Here is a 20,066-nt window from a genome sequence, read left to right as displayed (position 1 = left end):
CGTTTGTGTCGCCCCCCCGTTTTTATTTAAAAAAAACCCGGTTGGGTAAAAAACCCCCCCCCCCCCCCCGGGGGGGGGGGGGGGTTTTGGGGGGGGGGTGGGGGGGGGTGAAGCATGCACTGTGCCAGCCCTCGCCCCTCACCCCAACCCCTCTCCCCGCAGGGGAGAGGGGCTTGAAGCGTATCTTTCATCGTCGGGGGTGGCTCACCACCTTGATGCATGAGAGTTAGGTCGTCGTTCATCCGTTTTTCGATAACCTGCCCCCATTGACCGCCGCCAATGCCCTTTCAAGGGCCTGTTTGCGTTCATCCACCCACCCATCGGTGCCCACCAGCTCGCCGAATCCCAGCTTTTCCAGGCGCTCCCTGGGCTGCCCGCGGGCACCTGCCACGTACAAGGGCACATCCCGCCTCAGCATGTCTCTCAGGGCGGCATCCAGGGCCACCGAGGTGGTCACGCCCAGGTGCGGTACACGGCTCAAGTCCACCACCACGGCCTGCGCTTCCTCCAGCTTGTGCTGTTGTCGCCGAATGGATGCCGCCGCCCCGAAGACCAGTGGCCCACTCAGATGAAGCATCTTGACTCGGCCCCCGCCCAGGGCCAGCAGGGCCCGTTCCTCGGTGGTGATGTTACTGCGAGCCGTATCGTCGTCCCCCTCGCGGCTGGGCGGCAGGGTACAGACCCATTCCGACTGCACATCCGCCAGCCGACGAATGGTGAGGACATTGGCCACGAACAGACCGATGGCCACCGCCATGATCAGATCAACGAACACGGTCACGGCGATCACCCCGTAGAGGATGAAGGCCCCCTTGAGCGACACCCGATGAGCACGCCTGAGGAAACGCCAGTCAATGATGTCCACGCCCACCTTGACGGCGATGCCCGCCAGCACCGCCAGGGGGATGCTCGCGGTCAGACTGGCTGCCCAGATCACCACCACCGCCAGCAACCCCGCCCGCACGATCCCCGACAGGGCAGTGCGACCGCCTGACTGGATATTAACCACGGTGCCCATGGTGGCACCGGCGCCGGGCAGGCCACCGAACAAACCGGAAACCATATTGCCCAGGCCTTGCCCTACCAGCTCCTTGTCGGAGTTGCTGTCCTTGCGGGTCAGGTTGGAGGCAATCACCGAGGTGAGCAGGGCATCCACGGACCCCAGGAGGGCCAGCACCAGGGCGTCCACCAAGATGATCTGCCACTGGTCCACACTGAACACGGGCCACTGCAATTGTGGCAGACCGGTGGGGACCTCACCGATCACCCGCAGATCCTGATCCCCCAGCCAATACACCGCCACCGCCGTACCCAGCACCAGGGCCACCAGCGGGGCGGGTACGAAACGCTTGATCCGCGCCGGCATGAGGAACAGTACCACCAGGGTCACTCCGGCCAGCAGCAGCTCCCAGGGATCCGCCGCCATCAGCAGATCCGGAAATGCACTCAGGCTACCGAGCACACCGCCCTCCGGAGTCGCATGGCCCAGCAAACCCGGAAACTGAAGGATGATCAATATGATACCGATCCCGGACATGAATCCGGAAACCACCGTGTAGGGCATCATGGTGACGTAGCGCCCCAGCCGCATGGCGCCGAAGGCGATCTGGAACGCCCCGGCGAGCATCACCACCGTGAAGGCCATGGCCAGCCCCTGCTCCGGATCGGCGGCGATCAAGGAGGCAATCACGGCAGTGAACACCACCGTCATGGGACCGGTGGGCTCGGAGATCAGGGTGGGCGTGCCGCCGAACAAGGCAGCGAACAGGCCGATGAGCACTGCGCCATACAGACCCGCCTCGGGCCCGGCCCCGGAGGCCACGCCGAAGGCCAGGGCCATGGGCAGCGCCACTACAGCCGCCGTCACACCACCAAACAGATCGCCGCGCAGATGATTGAAGCGGATCTCGTTGAATACTCGCATCGCGGACTCCGCTTTGGGGATGGCCGTCATTATCGACGCGCTATGACCGGGGCAATAATCGAAGTTTCCTAAGGAAGGCATTGATAAGGATCTATAGGTCTCCCATAGACTCCTATCGATGGATCCAATCGAAACAAATGATTTATTTCAATCTCCCTATCTGGTGTAGCTTCTTGTGGAAAACGCATCTCCCGCCCTGCACGGCGGACAGGGCACACACCACAGGAGCCGACCATGAGCAAGACGTACGACGCGGGCGTTAAAGAATACCGAGACATGTACTGGACGCCGGATTATGTCCCCCTGGACACGGACCTGCTGGCCTGTTTCAAGGTGACCGGCCAGCCTGGTGTGCCCAGGGAGGAGGTGGCGGCCGCCGTGGCGGCGGAGTCCTCCACCGGCACCTGGAGTACGGTGTGGTCGGAACTGCTCACGGATCTGGAATATTACAAGGGTCGCGCCTATCGCATTGAGGATGTGCCCGGTGACAAGGAGTCTTTCTATACCTTCATCGCCTATCCCATCGATCTGTTCGAGGAAGGCTCCATCGTCAACGTGCTGACCTCCCTGGTGGGTAACGTGTTCGGCTTCAAGGCCCTGCGCCACCTGCGACTGGAGGACATCCGCTTCCCCATTGCCTACGTCAAGACCTGCCTGGGGCCTCCCAGCGGTATCCAGGTGGAGCGGGACAAGCTCAACAAGTATGGCCGACCGCTGCTGGGCTGCACCATCAAGCCCAAGCTGGGGCTCTCCGCCAAGAACTACGGACGCGCCGTTTACGAGTGCCTGCGCGGCGGCCTGGACTTCACCAAGGACGACGAAAACGTGAACTCCCAGCCGTTCATGCGCTGGCAAAACCGCTTCGAGTTCGTGGCCGAGGCGGTGGCAGCCTCCCAGCAAGAGACCGGCGAGCGCAAGGGGCACTACCTGAACGTGACCGCCCCCGATCCGGAGGAAATGTACGCCCGGGCCGAGTTCGCCAAGGAACTGGGGCAACCCATCATCATGCATGACTACATCACCGGTGGATTTTGCGCCAATACCGGCCTGGCCAAGTGGTGCCGCAAGAACGGCATGCTGCTGCACATCCACCGCGCCATGCACGCGGTCATCGACCGTCATCCCAAGCACGGCATCCACTTCCGCGTGCTGGCCAAGTGCCTGCGCCTCTCCGGTGGCGACCATCTGCACACCGGCACCGTGGTGGGCAAGCTGGAGGGCGATCGGGGTTCCACACTGGGCTTCGTGGACCTGCTGCGCGAGTCCTTCATCCCTGAGGACCGATCCCGTGGCATCTTCTTCGATCAGGACTGGGGCTCCATGCCCGGTGTGTTCGCCGTGGCCTCCGGCGGCATCCATGTGTGGCACATGCCGGCCCTGGTCACCATCTTTGGCGACGACTCGGTGCTGCAGTTCGGCGGCGGCACGCAAGGTCACCCCTGGGGCAACGCCGCCGGTGCTGCTGCCAACCGTGTGGCGCTGGAGGCCTGCGTCAAGGCCCGCAACGAGGGCCGGGAGATCGAGAAGGAGGCCCGCGACGTGCTCAGCGAGGCGGCCCGCCACAGCCCGGAACTGGCCATCGCCATGGAAACCTGGAAAGAGATCAAGTTCGAGTTCGAGACCGTGGACAAGCTTGACCAGGGCTGATCCGCCCGGCTTTCACCGCAACCGGCCCAGACGCAACGAGGAACCTAGACCATGCCATTCCAGAACACCATGGGTGACTACCAGACCCGCCAGACCCTGGAGACCTTCGGTTTCCTGCCTGCCCTCACTCAGGAGGAGATCTTCGACCAGATCGCCTACGTCATCGCCCAAGGCTGGACCCCCAGCATTGAGCACATCCATCCCAGTCAGGCCATGAACCACTACTGGCCCATGTGGAAGCTGCCCTTCTTCGGCAGTGTGGACCTACAGCAGGTGGTCAACGAGCTGGAGGCCTGCCACCGGGCCTATCCGGATCACCACGTCCGCTTCACCGGCTACGACAACTACACCCAGAGCCAGGGCTCGGCATTTGTCGTGTTCGAGGGTCGTCGCTAAGACGCGGGTCACAAGGCAGGGGGGGTCATCATGCCATATCATGAGCAGCAGACACTGACCGGACGGGCGGCATCGCAAGCCCGCCGCCGGGCACAGGCCGCCGGAGGCAAGGCGGCCCTGAGCACATCGCGGACCGATGGGCATACCCGTGCGTCGGCGACTGCCGCTGCGCCCCAGGCACCGCAGCAGCCTGTGGTGTCGGCTGCGCCCCGGTCAGAGCCTCCCCCTGGCCAAAGCATCGCCCCGGCGTCACCGTCCCGGCGCACCCGGGCAGGTGCCCAAGCCCCTGCCTCCGACACCCGCGCCAAGGCGCAGGCGCGCCGCCAGGCTCTGGCCAGCGCCGGCAAGCGGGCCGATCGTTCCGCCGACCGCACTCGTCAGGACGTGGCGCCTTCCATGGCGCGTCCGGCGGGGGCTGGTGCGAAGCAGGAGCCCGAACAGGGCGAGTGTCAATGCGGTGGTGCCTGTAGGAGTAAAAACCGCGACACCAAACACATGGGACAGGACCTGCCCCGGTCGACGCACGTGTCGGACTCCGGCCAATCCACACGGGCGTCGGCAAGTTCCATGGGCAGGAGTGATTCCAACAGTACCCGGCGTGGCAACGGTCGGCGGCGAGCCACCGTGAATCAGTCCCAGGGGCGCCTTCAAGCCATGGCCCGCCGCCAGGCGCAGGCTGGACGCGGCAAGGCCGCCGCACACTCGCCGCCTTCGGCAGCCAGTCTGGCCCGTCAGGCCAACCCCCGGCTCTCGGGCCGTGAACTGGCCCAGGCAGTGCGTGATCAGCGCAGCCGCGCCGGCGGCGTGGGCACCCGCAAATCCGCGCCCACGGGACGTCAGCGCCCGGCACCCTCCGGCGCGCAGGATCAGCCCTGGAAGGTGGGTGTGATGGAAACCGCCCATGGTCAGCACCTCACCGGCACCCGGGTGGGCCGCAGCCAGTCCGTCACCGGCGACGAGGCGAGCACCTGCCGAGCCGTCACCGGCACCGAATACCTGGGTGCCGAAATCTTTCGCGAGTTCTGCCAGACCGACGCCCCACGCGGGCCCGTGAAGGTGGGACTCAGCAGTACCGGCGCCGGCTCCACGATCACCGGCAGCCGCACCGGTCACTCGGAACGGGTGACCGGTAACGAATCCGGTAGTTGCACTGCTGTGACAGGCAACCAGTACCTGTCCGCGGAGCACTTTGGCACCTTTTGCACCCCAGCGTCCGGGAGTGCCGGCACGAAAGACCGCGGCCCAGCCAACGTGCCACCCAAGGTGGGCCAGTCCGAGACACTGCACGGTCAGTATGTGACCGGGGCCCAGGTGGGTCGCAGCGCCCGCGTCACCGGCGACGAACCAGGCACCTGCCGCATGGTGACCGGGGATGAATACCTGGGCAGTGAACAGTACGAAGCCTTCTGTGGTTCCAGACCGGAGCCCCTGGAACCGGAGCGTACCGGCCAGTCCACCACCCTGGGCGGGCAGCGAGTGTCGGGCACCCGCTCGGATCGTTCAAACCGCGTCACCGGCAACGAACCCGGCACCTGCAAGAGCGTGACCGGCACACCCTACGCGGGCATGGAACAGTCAGCGGCCTTCTGTGCCCCCGAGGAGCGGGAACGTATCACCGAGCGGGTGCATCCACGCGCTTCGACCCCTGGTCCACGGGCCACGGGTATCCAGCCGGGCATCGGTGGCGACGTCACCGGCGATGACCGGGGTGCCTGCGAGGCCATCTCGGGTACACCCTACCTGGGCGTGGACCAGTTCGCCGAGGCCTGTGATACGGCAGCCCTGCCCGGGCAACCGGACTTCCCCCAGGCCCTGGATGGGGCTCCCTGGCAGCACTTCAGTGTGGCCTCCCCGGCACGCCAGGCCGATCAGACGCGCAGGAAAGACGGTGTAACGGGCACGGCCTACGAACAGGGCGGGCGCATTACCGGCCCCTTCGGCATGGCCGGCGGCAAGATCACCGGCACCGAGGAAGCCCGCTTCGATCGCCGTACCCAGTTCGAGCCTGTCGCTCCGGCAGCCGGTGTTGAGCATCTGGAGGAACAGCCCTCCGTCGCCGCCGGGATGCGATCCCGGGTCACCGGTGAGGGTCAGTCCACCGGCACCCGCATCACTGGAGACGACTGGGAGCGTGGCGAACGCGTCACCGGCACGGAGGGCAGTTCCGCCCGCCGCCGCAATCCCACGCGAGTCGGGTCCGTGAGCGCCATGCCCAGCGTGGAACGCAAGCGTAATGAAGACACGCCACCACCCGTCAGCCGGGTGACCGGCGGCAGCGGCAACACCGACCGCGGCTCGCTGGTCACCTACTCCGGCGGCGCCCGCGGCTAAAACAGAACCAGGAACAGAGACAGAGAACCCACGACATGATTCGACGCCACGCACATCGCGATAACCTGATCTGGGCCTCGGGGGCCGGCGCCGCGCCGACCCCGGCGGCCACGGTCGGGGATGCGCGCCAGGCGTCACCCCGCAAGCCCGGGGGGTGGGAGCCTGAGCCCGCAGCCCCCCATGCCGGGGACACGGTTAGTCGCCCTTCCTTGCAGGACACCGCCCCCTTGGCGCCGAGTGTGGAGCGTCGTTTGCCGCACCGGGCACGACATCATGCGCCGGGTACGGCGGCCCAACCGCATCCACTGACCAATCAATCGGCCAACGATCAACTGCGGGCCTATGAGCAGAGCGTTCGAGCTGCCTTCGACCGGATCGTGCCTGCACTGAAACAGGTCTCCGCCCTGCACTGCGAGCCGGATTTCACCCACCGGGCCCAGCAACTGGCCCAGCGGGAACTGGGTTTTGAGTTGCCCACCGGCATCCTGGAGGACGCCTGGATCGCCGGCCTGGATCTGCGGCGCCTGTACGCCTGGTCGGTGTTCGAGACCTACCGGCGCATGGCCGATGACTTCTTTGCCCGCGACCCCCTGCGGGGCCGGGAGACGACGGCGTTTGACGAGTTCCTGCAGTCCTGCGGCTTCCACCTGATGGACATCACGCCCTGCGCCGATGGACGCCTGGCCCATGCCATCAGTTACGTACTGCGCCTGCCCATCGGTGCGGTGCGCCGCAAGTCCTACGCCGGCACCCTGTTCGACGTGGAGGAGACGGTGGAGAAATGGGTGGAGGTGGAGCACCAGCGCTTCCGCGAGGGCCGGCCGAACACCGCCGATAGCTCCACCCGCTATCTCAAGGTGGTGATGTACCACTTCAGCAGCCTGGACCCGGAACATCAGGGCTGCGCCGCCCACGGCTCCGACGATGCCCTGGCGGCCCGGGCCGGCCTGGAGCGGCTGCACCATTTCCGCCAGGCCATCGAGAACAGTTTCTGTTGCGGCGCCTCCGTGGCCCTGCTGCTGATCGGACTGGATACGGACACCGACGCCATCCGCGTGCATCTGCCGGACAACGGGGGCGAGATGGACCTGAACCAGTGGGTGGATGCGCAAGCGCTGTATGACCAGACCCACAACCTCACGCCCGAGGCCGCCCGGCAAGGCATCCTCGAGACGGTTTGTGCCGCTGCGCCGGACACCGCCGATGAGGGCATGGTGCGCCTGGTGGCCCGCCTGGTGGAGAACAACCTGTCGCAGATCGAGTATGTGCGCACCCTGCAGGGGGGCGGCTACCCGGACGCGGGCCACGCCGAGCGCTTCATGGCCGTGGGCATCGGGTTCGAGGAGATTCAACTGCGCAACCTGACCTATTTCGCCTACCTGCACACGGTGGAGGAAGGCGCGCCGGACCTGGACGTGGGCTGTCGCATCTTCGACGGTCTCAACGTGAGCCACGGCCTGCCCATACCGGTGGTGGTGCGTTTCGACTACCACGGCCGCGTGCCGGGGGCCCGGGAGCGGGCCGTGGAGCGGGCACGCCGCCTGGATCGGGCGCTGGCGGATCGTTTCCGCCCTCGCGTCGAGCAAGGATTGTTGCACCGCATGCTGGTGGTGCGGGACTGCGATGCCGGGGCGGGGCTGGAGGTGGTGTCCACCTCCGTGGATCTGCAACCGGCAGGAGGACACTGATGAAGATCTGCCAGGTGGTGAGGCCCCTGGTGGCCACCAACCGGATTCCCGGCTTCGAACACAAGCACCTGCAGGTGGTGCGCGACGGCAGCGCCCTGCAGGTGGCGGTGGATTCGGTGGGCTGCGTGCCCGGCGACTGGGTGATCTGTGTGGGCAGTTCCGCTGCCCGGGAGGCAGCGGGCAGCAAGGAATTCCCCAGCGATCTGACCATCGTCGGGATCATTGATCACTGGCCCCCGCCGGAAGAAGCCTCCGGCGCCGAGACCTAGGAGGCCCTTCATGGAGATTCAACAAGTGGAAGGTTCTTTGGTGTGCACACAGCGCATCCCGGAGCTGCATCACGTGAATCTGCGGGTGCTACGGGATGCCAGGGGCAAACGCGTGGTGGCCACCGACCCGGTGGGCGCCAGCCCGGGTAACTGGGTGTTTGTGGTGAGCGGCTCTGCCGCCCGCTACGCCATGGGCGATGCCCGCATCCTCACCGATCTGACGGTGGGCGGGATCATCGATCACTGGGAACCAGATACATGAAAAATCGGGCCTTGAAATGGTTTAGAGCCCCCGCGGGCACCTTCGAGGCCGTTCGCAACCGCGGGGAATACCGGGCCGGGTAACCGCCCAATTGAATCACCAACAACAACCACTGAATCATCAACAACCACTGAGTCACTCGGAGAAGACAGATGGCCCATGAAAACTATGGTATTGCGCTGGGGATGATCGAAACCCGCGGACTGGTGCCCGCCATCGAGGCGGCAGATGCCATGACGAAAGCCGCCGAAGTGCGGCTGATCGGCCGCGAATTCGTCGGCGGCGGTTATGTGACCGTGCTGGTGCGGGGCGAGACCGGGGCGGTGAACGCCGCGGTTCGCGCCGGCGCCGATGCCTGCGAACGGGTGGGTGACGGCCTGGTGGCGGCACACATCATTGCCCGTCCGCACCGGGAAGTGGAGCCCATCCTGAGCAAGGGTGAGCCAGAAGCCTGAAACCCCTTTGCCTGAAACCTGAGCCGCCCGATGCGGGCGGCAGGGGTCATCAAGCATGAGACAAACACGAGTCCATCCTCGTATTCTGGGTTACCTTGGGCGGGCGCTCAGCCTGGAGCTATCGGCGGTGCAGCAGTACATGACCCAGGCCTCGCTGGTCGAGGCCTGGGGACTACCGGAGGCCGCAGCGCGCCTGCGGGAGGAAACCGTCGAGGAAATGCGTCACGCGGAGCGGATCACCCAGCGGATGCTGTCCCTGGGGGCAGCCCCCAATGCCTCGCAGTTGCGACCCGCGGGCGTAGGGCGAACCCTGGTGGACCTGCTGCGCCAGGATGCAATCCTGGAGGGGGAGATCATTGCCATCTACCAGGATGCCTTCACCTTCTGCCAACGGGTGGGCGACGGCGACAACGGCGCCTTTTTTCAACAGCTGCACCAGGAGGAAATGGCGCATGCCCATGATATCGAACACTGGCTGGCCTCCCTGGGCGTTCCCCGGCGCGGCCATGACAGTGACCGCATCTACTTCTGACGGGGGAGAATGACCATGAGCCCGGAATGGATCGAGCGGCAAAAGCCGCCGCGACTGGAGCGCCGGCTTGCCTTTGAGGATTATGAGGGCACTCGCCACTTCCTGGAGAAGGCGGCGGAGCTATCCGAGCGCAGCGGCATCCACCCGGATCTGAGCTTCGGGCGGACCTACGTAAACATCACCCTGCACGCCGAGGAAGGGGCCCAGGCCCTGAGCGAGGCGCAGCGGGACTTCGCCCGCGACCTGGATGCACTGGCACCAACAAAGGAGGACGCATGAGCGAATCCACCCCCCAGGAAAAACCGGAATCCCTCGGACCAGCGGCACAGACAGCCGCAGCGAAGGAGTCCGACCCGAAAGAACCCGGTCAGGCATCGGCATCGAGCAGCCACACATCGCCGCCGGGAAAACCCTCATCCGGGACCACCAAGCCCCGTAAACCCGCCACAACCAAACGCCGCACCGGCACCCGGAGTCCAACCCCGCGCTCGGCAACCCACCGCGAGCAGGAGGAGGCACTCCCCGCCCTGCCCTCTCGCCCACGCGTCTGGCCCGACTGACCCGGGTCACCCGAGGAACGCCGATGCCCCCTCGTGAAACGCCTAGCAAGAAGCAGTCCCCCAACGGCAACGACGACCGGAACCATCCCAGTGGTCCCTCCGGCACCGCCAGCCGCTTCATCCGCCACGCCACACTGCGGCAGATGCAGTTGCTGGAGGCGATCGTCCGCCTGGGGAGTTTCACCCGGGCAGCCGAGGAGATGTTCCTCACCCAGCCCACGGTCTCCATGCAGATCAAGAAACTCTCCGACACCGTGGGCATGCCCCTGTTTGTCACCGTGGGCCGCCAAGTGGCGCCCACCGATGCCGGCCGTGAAGTCTATGCCGCCGTGCGGACCATCCTGCGCACCCTGAGCGACCTTGAGACCAAGCTGGCGGACTTGAAGGGGCTCAAGAGCGGTCGGCTACGACTGGCCGTGATCACGACCGCCAAGTACTTCGCTCCGGAAATTCTCGGTTCCTTCTGCGAAAAATTCCCGGGCATCGAGGTGTCCCTCAAGATTACCAATCGTGAGAGCATCATCGAGCGTATGGTGGCCAACGAGGATGACCTGTACATCTTCGGTGAGCCCAAGACTGCCGGCATGGAGGTGGAGGCCACCTACCTGGCACCCAACCCCCTGGTGATCGTCGCCCGCAATGATCATCCCCTGACCCAGGAAAAGCGCATCCCCCTGGAGCAACTGGCCGAGGAGAACTTTCTGCTCCGGGAGACCGGCTCAGGGATCCGCGATTCCCTGGTGCGGCGCTTCCAGGAAAAAGGTCTGCGCCCGCGGGTACGCATGGAGCTGGGCAGCAACGAGGCCATCAAGCATGCCATCGTGGCGGGCCTGGGCCTCTCGGCCCTGTCGCTGCATTCCCTGAATCTGGACTGGGGCGGCGGCCGCTTGGCCATGCTGGACGTGGAGGGTTTTCCCGTGGACCGGGCCTGGTATCTGGTGCATCCCAAGGGGCGTGAGCTGTCCACCCTGGCCCGCACCTTCCTGGCCTTTGCCATTGAACAGGAACCGGAGATCCGCGCCACCCTGAACAAGACCTACCAGGTTCTGCGTGCCGACAAGCAGGCGATCCTGCTCCCGGAGGGAGACGATCCATAGACGCGCATCGATGAACGTATCGGCTGGCTCATGTCACTGGCCGAGGCCCACAGTGAGGACTTCTGCAGCCCGGTGTGAAGTAATGGGCCACGTGGCCACCCGCCCCTCACCCCCGGAGATTCACCTAAACGTCACGCCTTCTTCACCCGCCTGAAAACCAACCCGCCTAGCATCGGGGCAACCTGTCCATAGTGGAAACCCCATGCAGACTGCCCAGAACACCCGGGAACCGGATCCGGTCGCGCCAAGCCCGGCCTCGGAACTGAACGTCACTCCCAACCTGGCCGCAGTGCCCCAACGTCGTCTGCGCATCGCCATGATCACGGAGACCTTTCCTCCCGAGATCAATGGTGTTGCCCACACCCTGCACCAGATGGTGCAAAGCATGCTGGAGCGGGGTCATGAAGTTCACCTGATCCGCCCCCGGCAGGGCAAGGCGGATCAGGGAACGCTGACACCCCGGGAAGGCCTGCATGAGCAACTCACCCATGGCCTGCCGATCCCGGGCTATCCCGGCCTGCATTTTGGCCTGCCAGCCCGTGGCGCCATCCGCAAGGCCTGGAAAGACAACCCCCCGGACGTGGTCTATGTGGCCACCGAAGGGTTGCTGGGCGGCTCCGTACTGTCCGCGGCCCGGTCCCTGGACATCCCGGTGATCAGCGGCTTTCACACCAACTTCCATCGCTATAGTCAGTATTACGGCCTGGGATTCATGGCGCCAGTCATCAGCAGGTTCCTGCGTCGCTTTCATCATCGTACCCACTGCACCCTGGTGCCTACGGATATTCTACGGGATGAACTTCAGGCTCAGGGCTTTGGGACCTGCCGGGTTCTGGCCCGAGGTGTGGACACCCAGTTGTTCAATCCAGCACGCCGCCGAACCGATCTACGCGCCCAATGGGGGCTTGAGGAAAACGAGCCGGCGGTGATCTACGTGGGTCGCCTGGCGGCAGAAAAGAATCTGGACCTGGCCGTGGAGGCCTTCCGTGCCATGCAGGCCCAGCAGCCCAAGGCCCGCTTCATCCTGGTGGGGGATGGCCCCGCCGCCGCTGAACTGCGCGAACACCACCCGGACCTGATCCTGGCAGGCGTGCACATCGGCGAGGACCTGGCAGGCTATTACGCCAGTGGCGACATCTTCCTGTTCCCTTCCACTTCAGACACCTTCGGCAATGTGGTCCTGGAGGCCATGGCCTCGGGTCTGGCGGTGGTCTCATATGACTATGCCGCGGGACGTCAGCACCTGCGCCACGGCGAGAGCGGCATGCTGGCCCGCTTCGATGACGCCGAGCATTTCAAGGCACTGGCCGCCGAACTGGCGGCCGAACCAGACACCTGGAAACACCTCGGCATCCAGGCACGGGCCGAGGCCGAAACGGTGGACTGGCGTTGTGAGCACGACCGGCTGGAAGCCCTTTTCCTAGAGTACGCCCAAGCCAAGTGAGGTGTTCCCCATGCGCATGATGCAGCGAATGACCGAAGCCGAACTTCCCCTGTGCCTGGCCTTCAACCGGGCCAATCATCAATGGCTGTCCCACCGGGTCTTTGCCGTGGTCAGCCGACTGGGCAATGGGGTTTTCTGGTATGTATTGATGTTGGCCCTGCCCTTCATGCATGGCCTGTGGGCGCTGCAGGTGAGCCTGCACATGGCACTGGTGGGCCTGCTGTGCCTGCCTATCTACAAAATCCTGAAACGCACCACTGTTCGCGACCGCCCCTACACCCAGAATCAGGACATCCTGCAGAACGTACCGGCCCTGGACCGCTTCAGTTTCCCTTCCGGCCACACCATGCATGCGGTGGCCTTCACCATCATCCTGGTGGCCTATCTGCCGGTCTGGGCCTGGCTGGTGGTACCCTTCACGGTAATGATCGCCCTGTCCCGACTGGTGCTGGGCCTGCACTACCCCAGCGATGTACTGGCGGGTGCAGCCATCGGCGCCGGGGTGGCCTTTGCCAGCCTGATTCTTTAACACCTCCCCCTTTCAGTCCGCGCACAACCGAAGGGCTCGCAACTGCGAGCTCTTTTTGTGTTGGTGGGCCTGCATGCGCACCAGGATGTCGTTGAGGGTGTGCACCGCCTCCAGGATATAAGGCCCCTTGTTGAGCATGACGCATTCGGCACGCCCAGCCATGGCGGCATCGGTGAGTTCCGGGCGGGAGATGGTCCCGGTCTTCGCCAGGGTCTCCAGTACCTGAGTGGCCCAGATTACCGGTACATGAGCCGCCTCACACAGCCACAGGATCTCCTCCTGGATCTCCGCCAGCCGCTCGCCGCCAATCTCCACGGCCAGATCCCCGCGGGCGATCATCACCCCCAGACGATGCCGCCCCAGAGTGGCCAGGATGATCTCGGAGAGGTTTTCCAGGGCACGCCGCGTTTCAATCTTGGCCACGACCCCAAGGCCGCCCCCACCCCGGCAGGCCAGTGCGTCCATGAGGGCGACCATATCCTGACGGGATTCCACGAAGGAATAGCCCACCAGGTCCGCGTGGGCCGCCACGAAGTCAAGATCCTGGAGATCCTGCGCGCTTAGCGGCGGCAGATTCAACCGGGCACCGGGGAAGTTGAGCCCCTTATCCGCCCGCAGGCGACTGCCCTGAGGGCGACAGTGGGTGATGCGAACGTGCATACCGCTTTCATCCACCGACTCCACCTGCCCACCGATCTTGCCGTCATCAATCCATACCGGCTGCCCCACCTCCAGCAGATCCAGGGCTTCCGGCGTGGAGCAGGCGATGTGAGCGCAGCGTATGACCTGCCCCTCGTCATCCACCTTCGCCGGGCGTCCCGGGAGGGGAGCACGGGTCAGATGGAGCTGGCATCCCTTGTACAGACGGATATTGACGTATTCCCGAGTCAACCATCCCAAACGCAGAGATTCCAGCCGGGTTCGCCGACCGTTGGCATCCGGGCGTTCGAGCACAAACTCAGTCTCATCAGAGACATAGGCCCCCTGGTCCAGGGTGGCCAACCAGCCGCCTCCTGGCAGGGGCTCCTTCAGCCTGAGCACCCGGCCCTTGCCTCGCGTATCGCGAAAGCGCAACTCATCCACGGATTGCAGTCTCTCCAGCGTCGCCTCAGGCAGGGAAAAGGCATATTGCCCGCGTGTCTGCACCGGATCCTGGGCCGAAGCCTCGGGCAGCAAATGGACGTGCGCCGGCTCGGTGACACGACCCAACAGGTTTCGAAGGGGTTTGATATGGGTGATGGCCGGCTTGAAGTCCAGCGGGCCGGTGCGCAACTTGTGACCGGCCAGGTCCATCAGCACCGTGCAACGCCTTCCCTGCGCTGCTTCGGCGGCACTCAGGTGCTTGAGCATGGCCGCCCAGGCCTGGGGGCCATCATGGGCACAGTTGATACGAGCACAGTCCATGCCCTCTTCCATGAGTTCCTCAACCAGCTGGGGATTCACCGCCGCCGCGCTGGGTAGAGTGACCATGATGCGCACCTGACGTGCTCCGGAAGGGGCGCCGAAGAGTTGATCGGCATTATCCTGGAGGGTGGTCTCGCCGGTGTCGTAGTCGATGGCAGGCTCTTCATTCAAGGCACCGATCTCATGACCGGTCAGTTGTGCCAGCCGCCGGGTCACCTGGTTGATGCTGGCCAGCACATGCGCCTCGGTTCGCCCCAGGGAAGACAGCCCCTGACGGGCCAGGCCCCGCTGTATGGGGCGCAGATCCAGCGACCGGAAGGCCAGGTAATGGGCCAGATTCCGCGCAGAAAGAGGGATATCACCAGGATAGTCCCGGGAGAATCGCTGCAGACGTCGCTGCCCCCCCAGCAGAATCTCGGCACGCAAACTGAACAGGGCGTCCCTCAGTCCTTCCAGGCTGTCCGTTCGCGGGGTATCGCCAGCGCCTGGCGTAGAGGGGGAGGCCGCTCCATCACCGACAGGTGTCGATGAGTGCGGGATATGGGATACGGGATCGGGCATGGCGGATGACCGTGAGAATCCGTCCCGGGAAAGCCGGGATCGTAGGGGATGGGTATCTGCAAGAGATAACAAAACTCCATGACGCCTCCATGACAGCGACATGACCACGAAGCGGAATCCGCGGCATGTTCAACAAAACGTCACACAGCTGCCTTAGGATCCCAGGATCGAGCGCCAAACAATCACCCGAACCATTCCATGACCTGGAGAAATCGACATATGACACGCACAAGTTCCTTACTGCTCGCCGGCCTGGTCGCCTCGATCGTTGCAACGGGCTGCCAGACGGGCCCTTCTCATGAGGGGGTTGACACGGATGGCCAGCAGGCTTCAGCGCAGAACGCCTCGTATGACAAGCCCGGCTTCCACACTGAGGTGGAAGATGGCCGTCTGTGGGTACTCAGACCCGGCGAGGAAAAAAGTGAAAAGCACGCCACGCTGATTGCCGCCGGCCCCGAAGGCATGAGTGTTAAGGCACTGGACCGGGAAACCGCCCTGGAGTACGTGGCCACCAAGCCGGGCTTTGAGGTGAAGATGGTGGAAGGCCGCCTCTGGATCCTCAAGCCGGGCCAGGAGATGAGTGAAAAGCATGTCACACGCATCGCCGCAGGCCCGCAGCGCACGACGCTCAAGGCCCTGGATAACGAAACCATGGAAGAATACCTAGCTCAGTAAGCAAGCAAGCAAGCAAAAAGGGCGGCCTGAATCAGGCCGCCCTTCTCTTCCCTGGACGTTGTGTCGGCTTTACCTACCGAATTCCCCGCTCGCTGAAAGCCCGATCCAGCCGCTCATGCACCCGATCACGAATGCTCTGACCCAGGTTGGTGGGTCGGCCGGCGTCGCAGTGGCGATTCCACATCATCGGACGCTGCATGATCTCGATGGCCTGGGCAGGCACAAAGGTGCGGCCCTCACCACCCGCCGCCAGTGGCGAATGCACCACCAGCCCTTCCAGATGACAGGTATCGTCGCCACGCTGCAGCACGTCGGTGCCGTTCAGTAAACGCCACTCACCCAGCGTCGCACCGGACGCATCCACCACGGCCTCGGGGAAATGCTCCTGAACATCTACGAACAGGCGCTGATTGAGCCCGTCGGGATGGGTCAGGGAAAGATCCAGACGCATGGCCCTGGCCATGATCTGAGCGATCTCGGCATTGTCCACATAACCGGTCGGGGCGCCGGGGCCATAGCTCCACAGGGGCACATCCTCAGCAGAATGCCCATGGGTGGTCCAGCCGAAGATGGTGTGGTTGTCATTGACCACCTTGATGATGGCCCGCTGCAGCCCGCGGATGGACTGCTCTTCGCGGATGGCCGTCAGGTCATCATCCGACAACTGGATATCCCAGTACTTCGCCACCGTGTCACGGATATCCTGATCGGACGGATCCTTTGGCAATTGGGCGCTGATGAAGTTAGCAGTGACCTGCATCCCCTGGAGCGGTTCAATCACCTTTTCGATCGATGTGCTGGTGTAGTTACCGCTACTGGCCCAGTTACCCAGCGCCAGGGCACCCGTGTTGTGATCCGGCATGACCACCACCATGGTCTGACCGTCGCGCTTGGCAAAATCCAGGGCCAGACGAACCGTGTCGTCAAACTCCAGGAAATCCTGGAGATGGTAAGCGACGTCATTGGAGTGACCCGCCCAGTCAACCTGACTCCCCTCCACCATCAGGAAGAAGCCATCCCGATCCTGGGACAGGATATCCAGCGCCTTGGCCGTCATCTCCGATAACGAAGGCTCCCCCAGGGCCTGTTCATACAGGCTGTCATCGTAACCGTGGCCGTTCTCCCGCAGATACTGGCGATCCAGTTCCGGCATCATGCTACTGGCGGCAAACAGACCCCAGACGCGACCGGAATGTATGCCGTAAAGGTCATCGGCATGATCGATGACCTGGTAACCACGATCCTGCAACACCTGCTGGAGGTTCTCGTCATCATCCCGCGAGCCGCCCATGCTTTTGGGCAATAAATGCCGGCTGCCACCGCCGAAGACCACATCCAGATCCTGGTAGACCATGTGCCTCATGATCTCGTTTTCCTTGCCGCGGGCATCCACATGCGCCGTATAGGTCGCTGGCGTTGCGTGGGTGACCCGCGCCGTGGCAACGACCCCAGTGGCCTTGTCCGCCAATTTGGCACCTTCCAGCAGCGTGGCCAGGGGGCGGTATTCAAACCAGTCCCAGTCCACCCCCTCGGGCAACTCATAGTTGCTCAGGATATCGTAGCTGCGTGGTGCCATGCCGATGTGGGGCTCGGAGGTCTTGTAACCCGTGGCAAACGCGGTACCTGCCGCTGCCGAACCCGTGATCACCGAGTTGGCCATGCTGGTGTTCACCATGCCCGTGGCAATCTCATCCAATGCCAGAGGCTCGCCCCGATAGAGCCGCCCAAGCGTCACCACCGACTGGGACTGGCCATCCGGTATCAGCACAATCACGTTCTTGGGCATCGCCGCCTGGGCCGGCGCCATGGCCCACATGAGGGCGACGGTGGAAACCGCCGCCATGGTTGAAGTTCGAAACCGCATCTGCACACCCATCTCGGATCACCTCTTGGACAATCGTCGTTCCGATCATTGGAATCCGGACGGGGCAGGGCACCGTCCGGTGATACGGCAGGGTGAACGCCGCTTGCCCAAGAAACAGGGGGCAATCACTCATCCATGCCGCAGGTCGACCCTAGGGGTGCTTCATGACGAATGGGTTGAGCGTATTTGACGTCTTCTTGAACGGGGGCGGGATTGTGGAGTGCCTCACACTTTCCGACGAAATGCGGCATATCGTCGCTCAGTGGATACCCCAACGCCCTCATATGAGGCCCCAGATATCGGTCGAAGACCTCCATCTGCGCTGCCGTCAGTTCCCGCCGATAGCGGTGGCGCGAGTCGTCGCGCACGGTGTTGGAACGGGCAATCTTGTAGTCGCCACCGTGGCGGATATCAAAGGTCTGAAAGGGATACAGCTTCTCGTAGGGCAGATCCAGATAAGTCAATAGCCCCGCCAGCGTGGCATCGGGCTCCGCCACCAGGTTCTCGTAGTGGACCCGATACCAGGGATCGGGATCGGATAGATAGCTGTCGTAGATACGCCGCCAGCGTGCCAGCAGACCGACATCGATCCCCTGCTCCATTCGCCCCCGCCTCCAGAGCAGATACGCATAGCCCGACTCCACGGTGGACAGATAGGCATCCCGAGGGTCCCGCGCCAGCCAGATACGCCGGTCATAGCGCTCCCAGAGTCGCAGCCTTCTTTGTAGATACAGGAGATCCACGGGCTTGATGCAGACCGTGCCAGGTGGCTGGAGCCCCAGGGCAATGCGCGCCAGAGCCCAATTGGAGCTGATATCGCTGTAGGCCCGGGCCTGTGAGTGGCCGGAGAGAATGTGGGCAAGCAGGGTGCTACCCGAACGCATGGAATAGCCAATGATGACTCGCATGAGTCGGCGAACTCCTGAGTCGAAGAATGATGATGCCATCCTAACGGCCTTGAATGACAAAGAGATGGATCCGACAGACCCAGCGATGTTGCATCCATACAACACCTGTGGTGATTTCATCACAACTTCATGATTCCTTCACAGCGATTTAACGCTGCACCGCCATATTGCTCTCCGATCCGACAGGCTTGGGACGGCCTTTTCATTCATAGACTTGGGGAGTCATTCATATGCATCACAAGAAACTGATTGCGGCCATGGTAGCCGTAGGTGTCTCCATGCCGGCCCTGGCCGTTGCCGACATGACGCTGTACGGGCGGGCGCATCTGTCCGCTGACATCCTGGACGATGGCGCCGATTACAACGAATTCAACGTTTCAAGCAACTCCAGCCGCCTGGGCTTCAAGGGCGAGCGGCAGTTTGCCGATGACCTCACAGCCATCTTTCAGATCGAGCAGCAAATCGACTTCGACGACTCCGGCACCGAATTCGCCACCCGCGACACCTTTGGCGGCCTGAAGGGCGATTGGGGGATGCTGCGCGTTGGTAAATTTGACACTCCCTTCAAGCGCGCTAGGGGCCCGGCCAACTTCTTTGGCGACCAAGTCGGCGACATGCGCAACTTGACGCGAACCAATGACCATGGTCGTTTCGATGAGCGTTTCAAAAATAGCATTCACTACCGCTCCCCATCGTTTAACGGTCTGGTAGGAGACATCCAGTATTCCGTCGATAATTCCGGGCAATCCACCGCAGAAGATGCTGAAAATCGCGCAGTGAGCACCTCCCTGAGCTTCCGCAATGGGCCTGTAAATGTGGTGGCGGCCTATGAAAATCAGAGCATCTATCGCGCCGAAGGCTCACAAAGCAGTTTCGTGGTAGAACCCGACGGCAATGTGACTAGTGTGACAAGTGATGTGGAAGGCTTTGACTACGATGCCGAAGCATGGCGTCTGGCCGGCTCCTATCAGATCACGCCCGTATTTCGCTTGGGCGCCCTTTACCAGGTAACCGAAAGCACCCGTGGCGTTGAGGACCAGGAGGGCAAGGTCTACGGGCTAGGCGGTCAATACAAGGCCAGCCCCAACGTGTACCTGAACGCCCACTGGTTCACCCTGGACTCCGACTTGGATGACAATGACGCCAGTTTATATGCCATTGGCTTGGAGTATCGCATGGACAGCGCACTTCGCTTCTATGGGAACATCGCCGTTACCGACAACGACGACAATTCGAGTCTGACTTCCTGGAGTGCCGCCCGTAGTGCCGGCCCCGGTGGTGCTGCCGGTGAAAAAGCCACCGCCTTCTCCCTGGGCATGCGTTACGACTTCTGATCACCCCCTGTGATCGGGGCAGGGATGCCCCACTCCTCTGCAAGTGCAAGTATGGCGATCCTGGCCCGGTCTCACCCCCGGGCCTTTTTTATGGGCTTGCAACAGAACGATCACAGCAGCTTCAACCTCCTGAAAGATACCTCATTCAGGATGGAAAATCTGTCCTGGGGGGCAAACCGGGACACC

The 20,066-nt window shown here is 63.5% G+C and carries 18 protein-coding genes; 14 read left to right on the top strand and 4 right to left on the bottom strand.

What is annotated here, in order from left to right:
* Window positions 1–238: 238 nt before the first annotated feature.
* Window positions 239–1,924: a SulP family inorganic anion transporter gene (locus LPW29_RS12905; RefSeq protein WP_238628354.1), complete on the bottom strand. Its 1,686-nt coding sequence runs from the start codon at window positions 1,922–1,924 to the stop codon at window positions 239–241.
* Between the two features lie 234 nt (window positions 1,925–2,158).
* Here LPW29_RS12905 and LPW29_RS12900 point away from each other — a divergent pair, with 234 nt between their 5' ends.
* From LPW29_RS12900 to LPW29_RS12845, 12 genes are all read left to right on the top strand, one after another.
* Entirely contained in the window at window positions 2,159–3,571 is a 1,413-nt protein-coding gene (locus LPW29_RS12900) for a form I ribulose bisphosphate carboxylase large subunit (protein WP_238628353.1), read from the top strand.
* Between the two features lie 51 nt (window positions 3,572–3,622).
* Complete coding sequence (locus LPW29_RS12895) at window positions 3,623–3,967, top strand: ribulose bisphosphate carboxylase small subunit (protein ID WP_025282466.1); 345 nt, start codon at window positions 3,623–3,625, stop codon at window positions 3,965–3,967.
* Window positions 3,968–3,997: 30 nt separating this feature from the next.
* Complete coding sequence (locus LPW29_RS12890; RefSeq protein WP_238628352.1) at window positions 3,998–6,298, top strand: CsoS2 family carboxysome shell protein; 2,301 nt, start codon at window positions 3,998–4,000, stop codon at window positions 6,296–6,298.
* A 35-nt stretch (window positions 6,299–6,333) separates the two neighbouring features.
* Window positions 6,334–7,986: a carboxysome shell carbonic anhydrase gene (locus LPW29_RS12885; protein WP_238628351.1), complete on the top strand. Its 1,653-nt coding sequence runs from the start codon at window positions 6,334–6,336 to the stop codon at window positions 7,984–7,986.
* The gene (locus LPW29_RS12880; RefSeq protein WP_090254463.1) at window positions 7,986–8,255 is read left to right on the top strand and encodes a carboxysome peptide A; all 270 of its coding nucleotides are present in this window, start codon (window positions 7,986–7,988) and stop codon (window positions 8,253–8,255) included. Before LPW29_RS12885 ends, LPW29_RS12880 begins: the two co-directional genes overlap by 1 nt.
* A gap of 10 nt (window positions 8,256–8,265) precedes the next feature.
* Window positions 8,266–8,517 (top strand): carboxysome peptide B, encoded by a 252-nt coding sequence (locus LPW29_RS12875; protein ID WP_238628350.1) that lies wholly within the window; start codon window positions 8,266–8,268, stop codon window positions 8,515–8,517.
* 152 nt (window positions 8,518–8,669) lie between these two features.
* Window positions 8,670–8,972, top strand: coding sequence for a BMC domain-containing protein (locus LPW29_RS12870; protein ID WP_063463837.1), 303 nt, complete (start codon window positions 8,670–8,672; stop codon window positions 8,970–8,972).
* A 55-nt stretch (window positions 8,973–9,027) separates the two neighbouring features.
* Complete coding sequence (locus tag LPW29_RS12865) at window positions 9,028–9,504, top strand: ferritin-like domain-containing protein (RefSeq protein ID WP_238628349.1); 477 nt, start codon at window positions 9,028–9,030, stop codon at window positions 9,502–9,504.
* A gap of 15 nt (window positions 9,505–9,519) precedes the next feature.
* Window positions 9,520–9,783, top strand: coding sequence for a 4a-hydroxytetrahydrobiopterin dehydratase (locus tag LPW29_RS12860; protein WP_238628348.1), 264 nt, complete (start codon window positions 9,520–9,522; stop codon window positions 9,781–9,783).
* A gap of 304 nt (window positions 9,784–10,087) precedes the next feature.
* Window positions 10,088–11,161 carry a LysR family transcriptional regulator gene (locus LPW29_RS12855; RefSeq protein ID WP_238628347.1) on the top strand — a complete coding sequence of 358 codons (1,074 nt, stop codon included), beginning with the start codon at window positions 10,088–10,090 and terminating at the stop codon, window positions 11,159–11,161.
* Between the two features lie 304 nt (window positions 11,162–11,465).
* A complete protein-coding gene (locus tag LPW29_RS12850; protein ID WP_370642823.1) occupies window positions 11,466–12,605 on the top strand; it encodes a glycosyltransferase family 4 protein in 1,140 nt (379 codons plus the stop codon).
* A 10-nt stretch (window positions 12,606–12,615) separates the two neighbouring features.
* Window positions 12,616–13,134, top strand: coding sequence for a phosphatase PAP2 family protein (locus LPW29_RS12845; RefSeq protein ID WP_238628345.1), 519 nt, complete (start codon window positions 12,616–12,618; stop codon window positions 13,132–13,134).
* A gap of 12 nt (window positions 13,135–13,146) precedes the next feature.
* Here the strand turns inward: LPW29_RS12845 and LPW29_RS12840 are convergent, their stop codons facing one another.
* Window positions 13,147–15,099 carry a pyruvate kinase gene (locus tag LPW29_RS12840; RefSeq protein WP_238628344.1) on the bottom strand — a complete coding sequence of 651 codons (1,953 nt, stop codon included), beginning with the start codon at window positions 15,097–15,099 and terminating at the stop codon, window positions 13,147–13,149.
* A 219-nt stretch (window positions 15,100–15,318) separates the two neighbouring features.
* Here LPW29_RS12840 and LPW29_RS12835 point away from each other — a divergent pair, with 219 nt between their 5' ends.
* Window positions 15,319–15,774, top strand: coding sequence for a hypothetical protein (locus tag LPW29_RS12835; RefSeq protein WP_238628343.1), 456 nt, complete (start codon window positions 15,319–15,321; stop codon window positions 15,772–15,774).
* 73 nt (window positions 15,775–15,847) lie between these two features.
* On the opposite strand, the gene LPW29_RS12830 is transcribed toward LPW29_RS12835, so the two are convergent.
* Together LPW29_RS12830 and LPW29_RS12825 are read right to left on the bottom strand one after the other, a co-directional pair.
* A complete protein-coding gene (locus LPW29_RS12830) occupies window positions 15,848–17,650 on the bottom strand; it encodes an alkaline phosphatase (protein WP_238628342.1) in 1,803 nt (600 codons plus the stop codon).
* 113 nt (window positions 17,651–17,763) lie between these two features.
* Complete coding sequence (locus tag LPW29_RS12825; RefSeq protein WP_238628341.1) at window positions 17,764–18,546, bottom strand: sulfotransferase family protein; 783 nt, start codon at window positions 18,544–18,546, stop codon at window positions 17,764–17,766.
* A 230-nt stretch (window positions 18,547–18,776) separates the two neighbouring features.
* Here LPW29_RS12825 and LPW29_RS12820 point away from each other — a divergent pair, with 230 nt between their 5' ends.
* Entirely contained in the window at window positions 18,777–19,880 is a 1,104-nt protein-coding gene (locus LPW29_RS12820) for a porin (protein WP_238628340.1), read from the top strand.
* Window positions 19,881–20,066 lie beyond the last annotated feature (186 nt).

Origin of the sequence: Ectothiorhodospira sp. 9100 (assembly GCF_022227565.1) — a bacterium.
GTDB lineage: Bacteria > Pseudomonadota > Gammaproteobacteria > Ectothiorhodospirales > Ectothiorhodospiraceae > Ectothiorhodospira > Ectothiorhodospira marina.
Note: the sequence above shows the minus strand (reverse complement) of the source record. Positions and strands in the feature narration are given on the sequence as shown.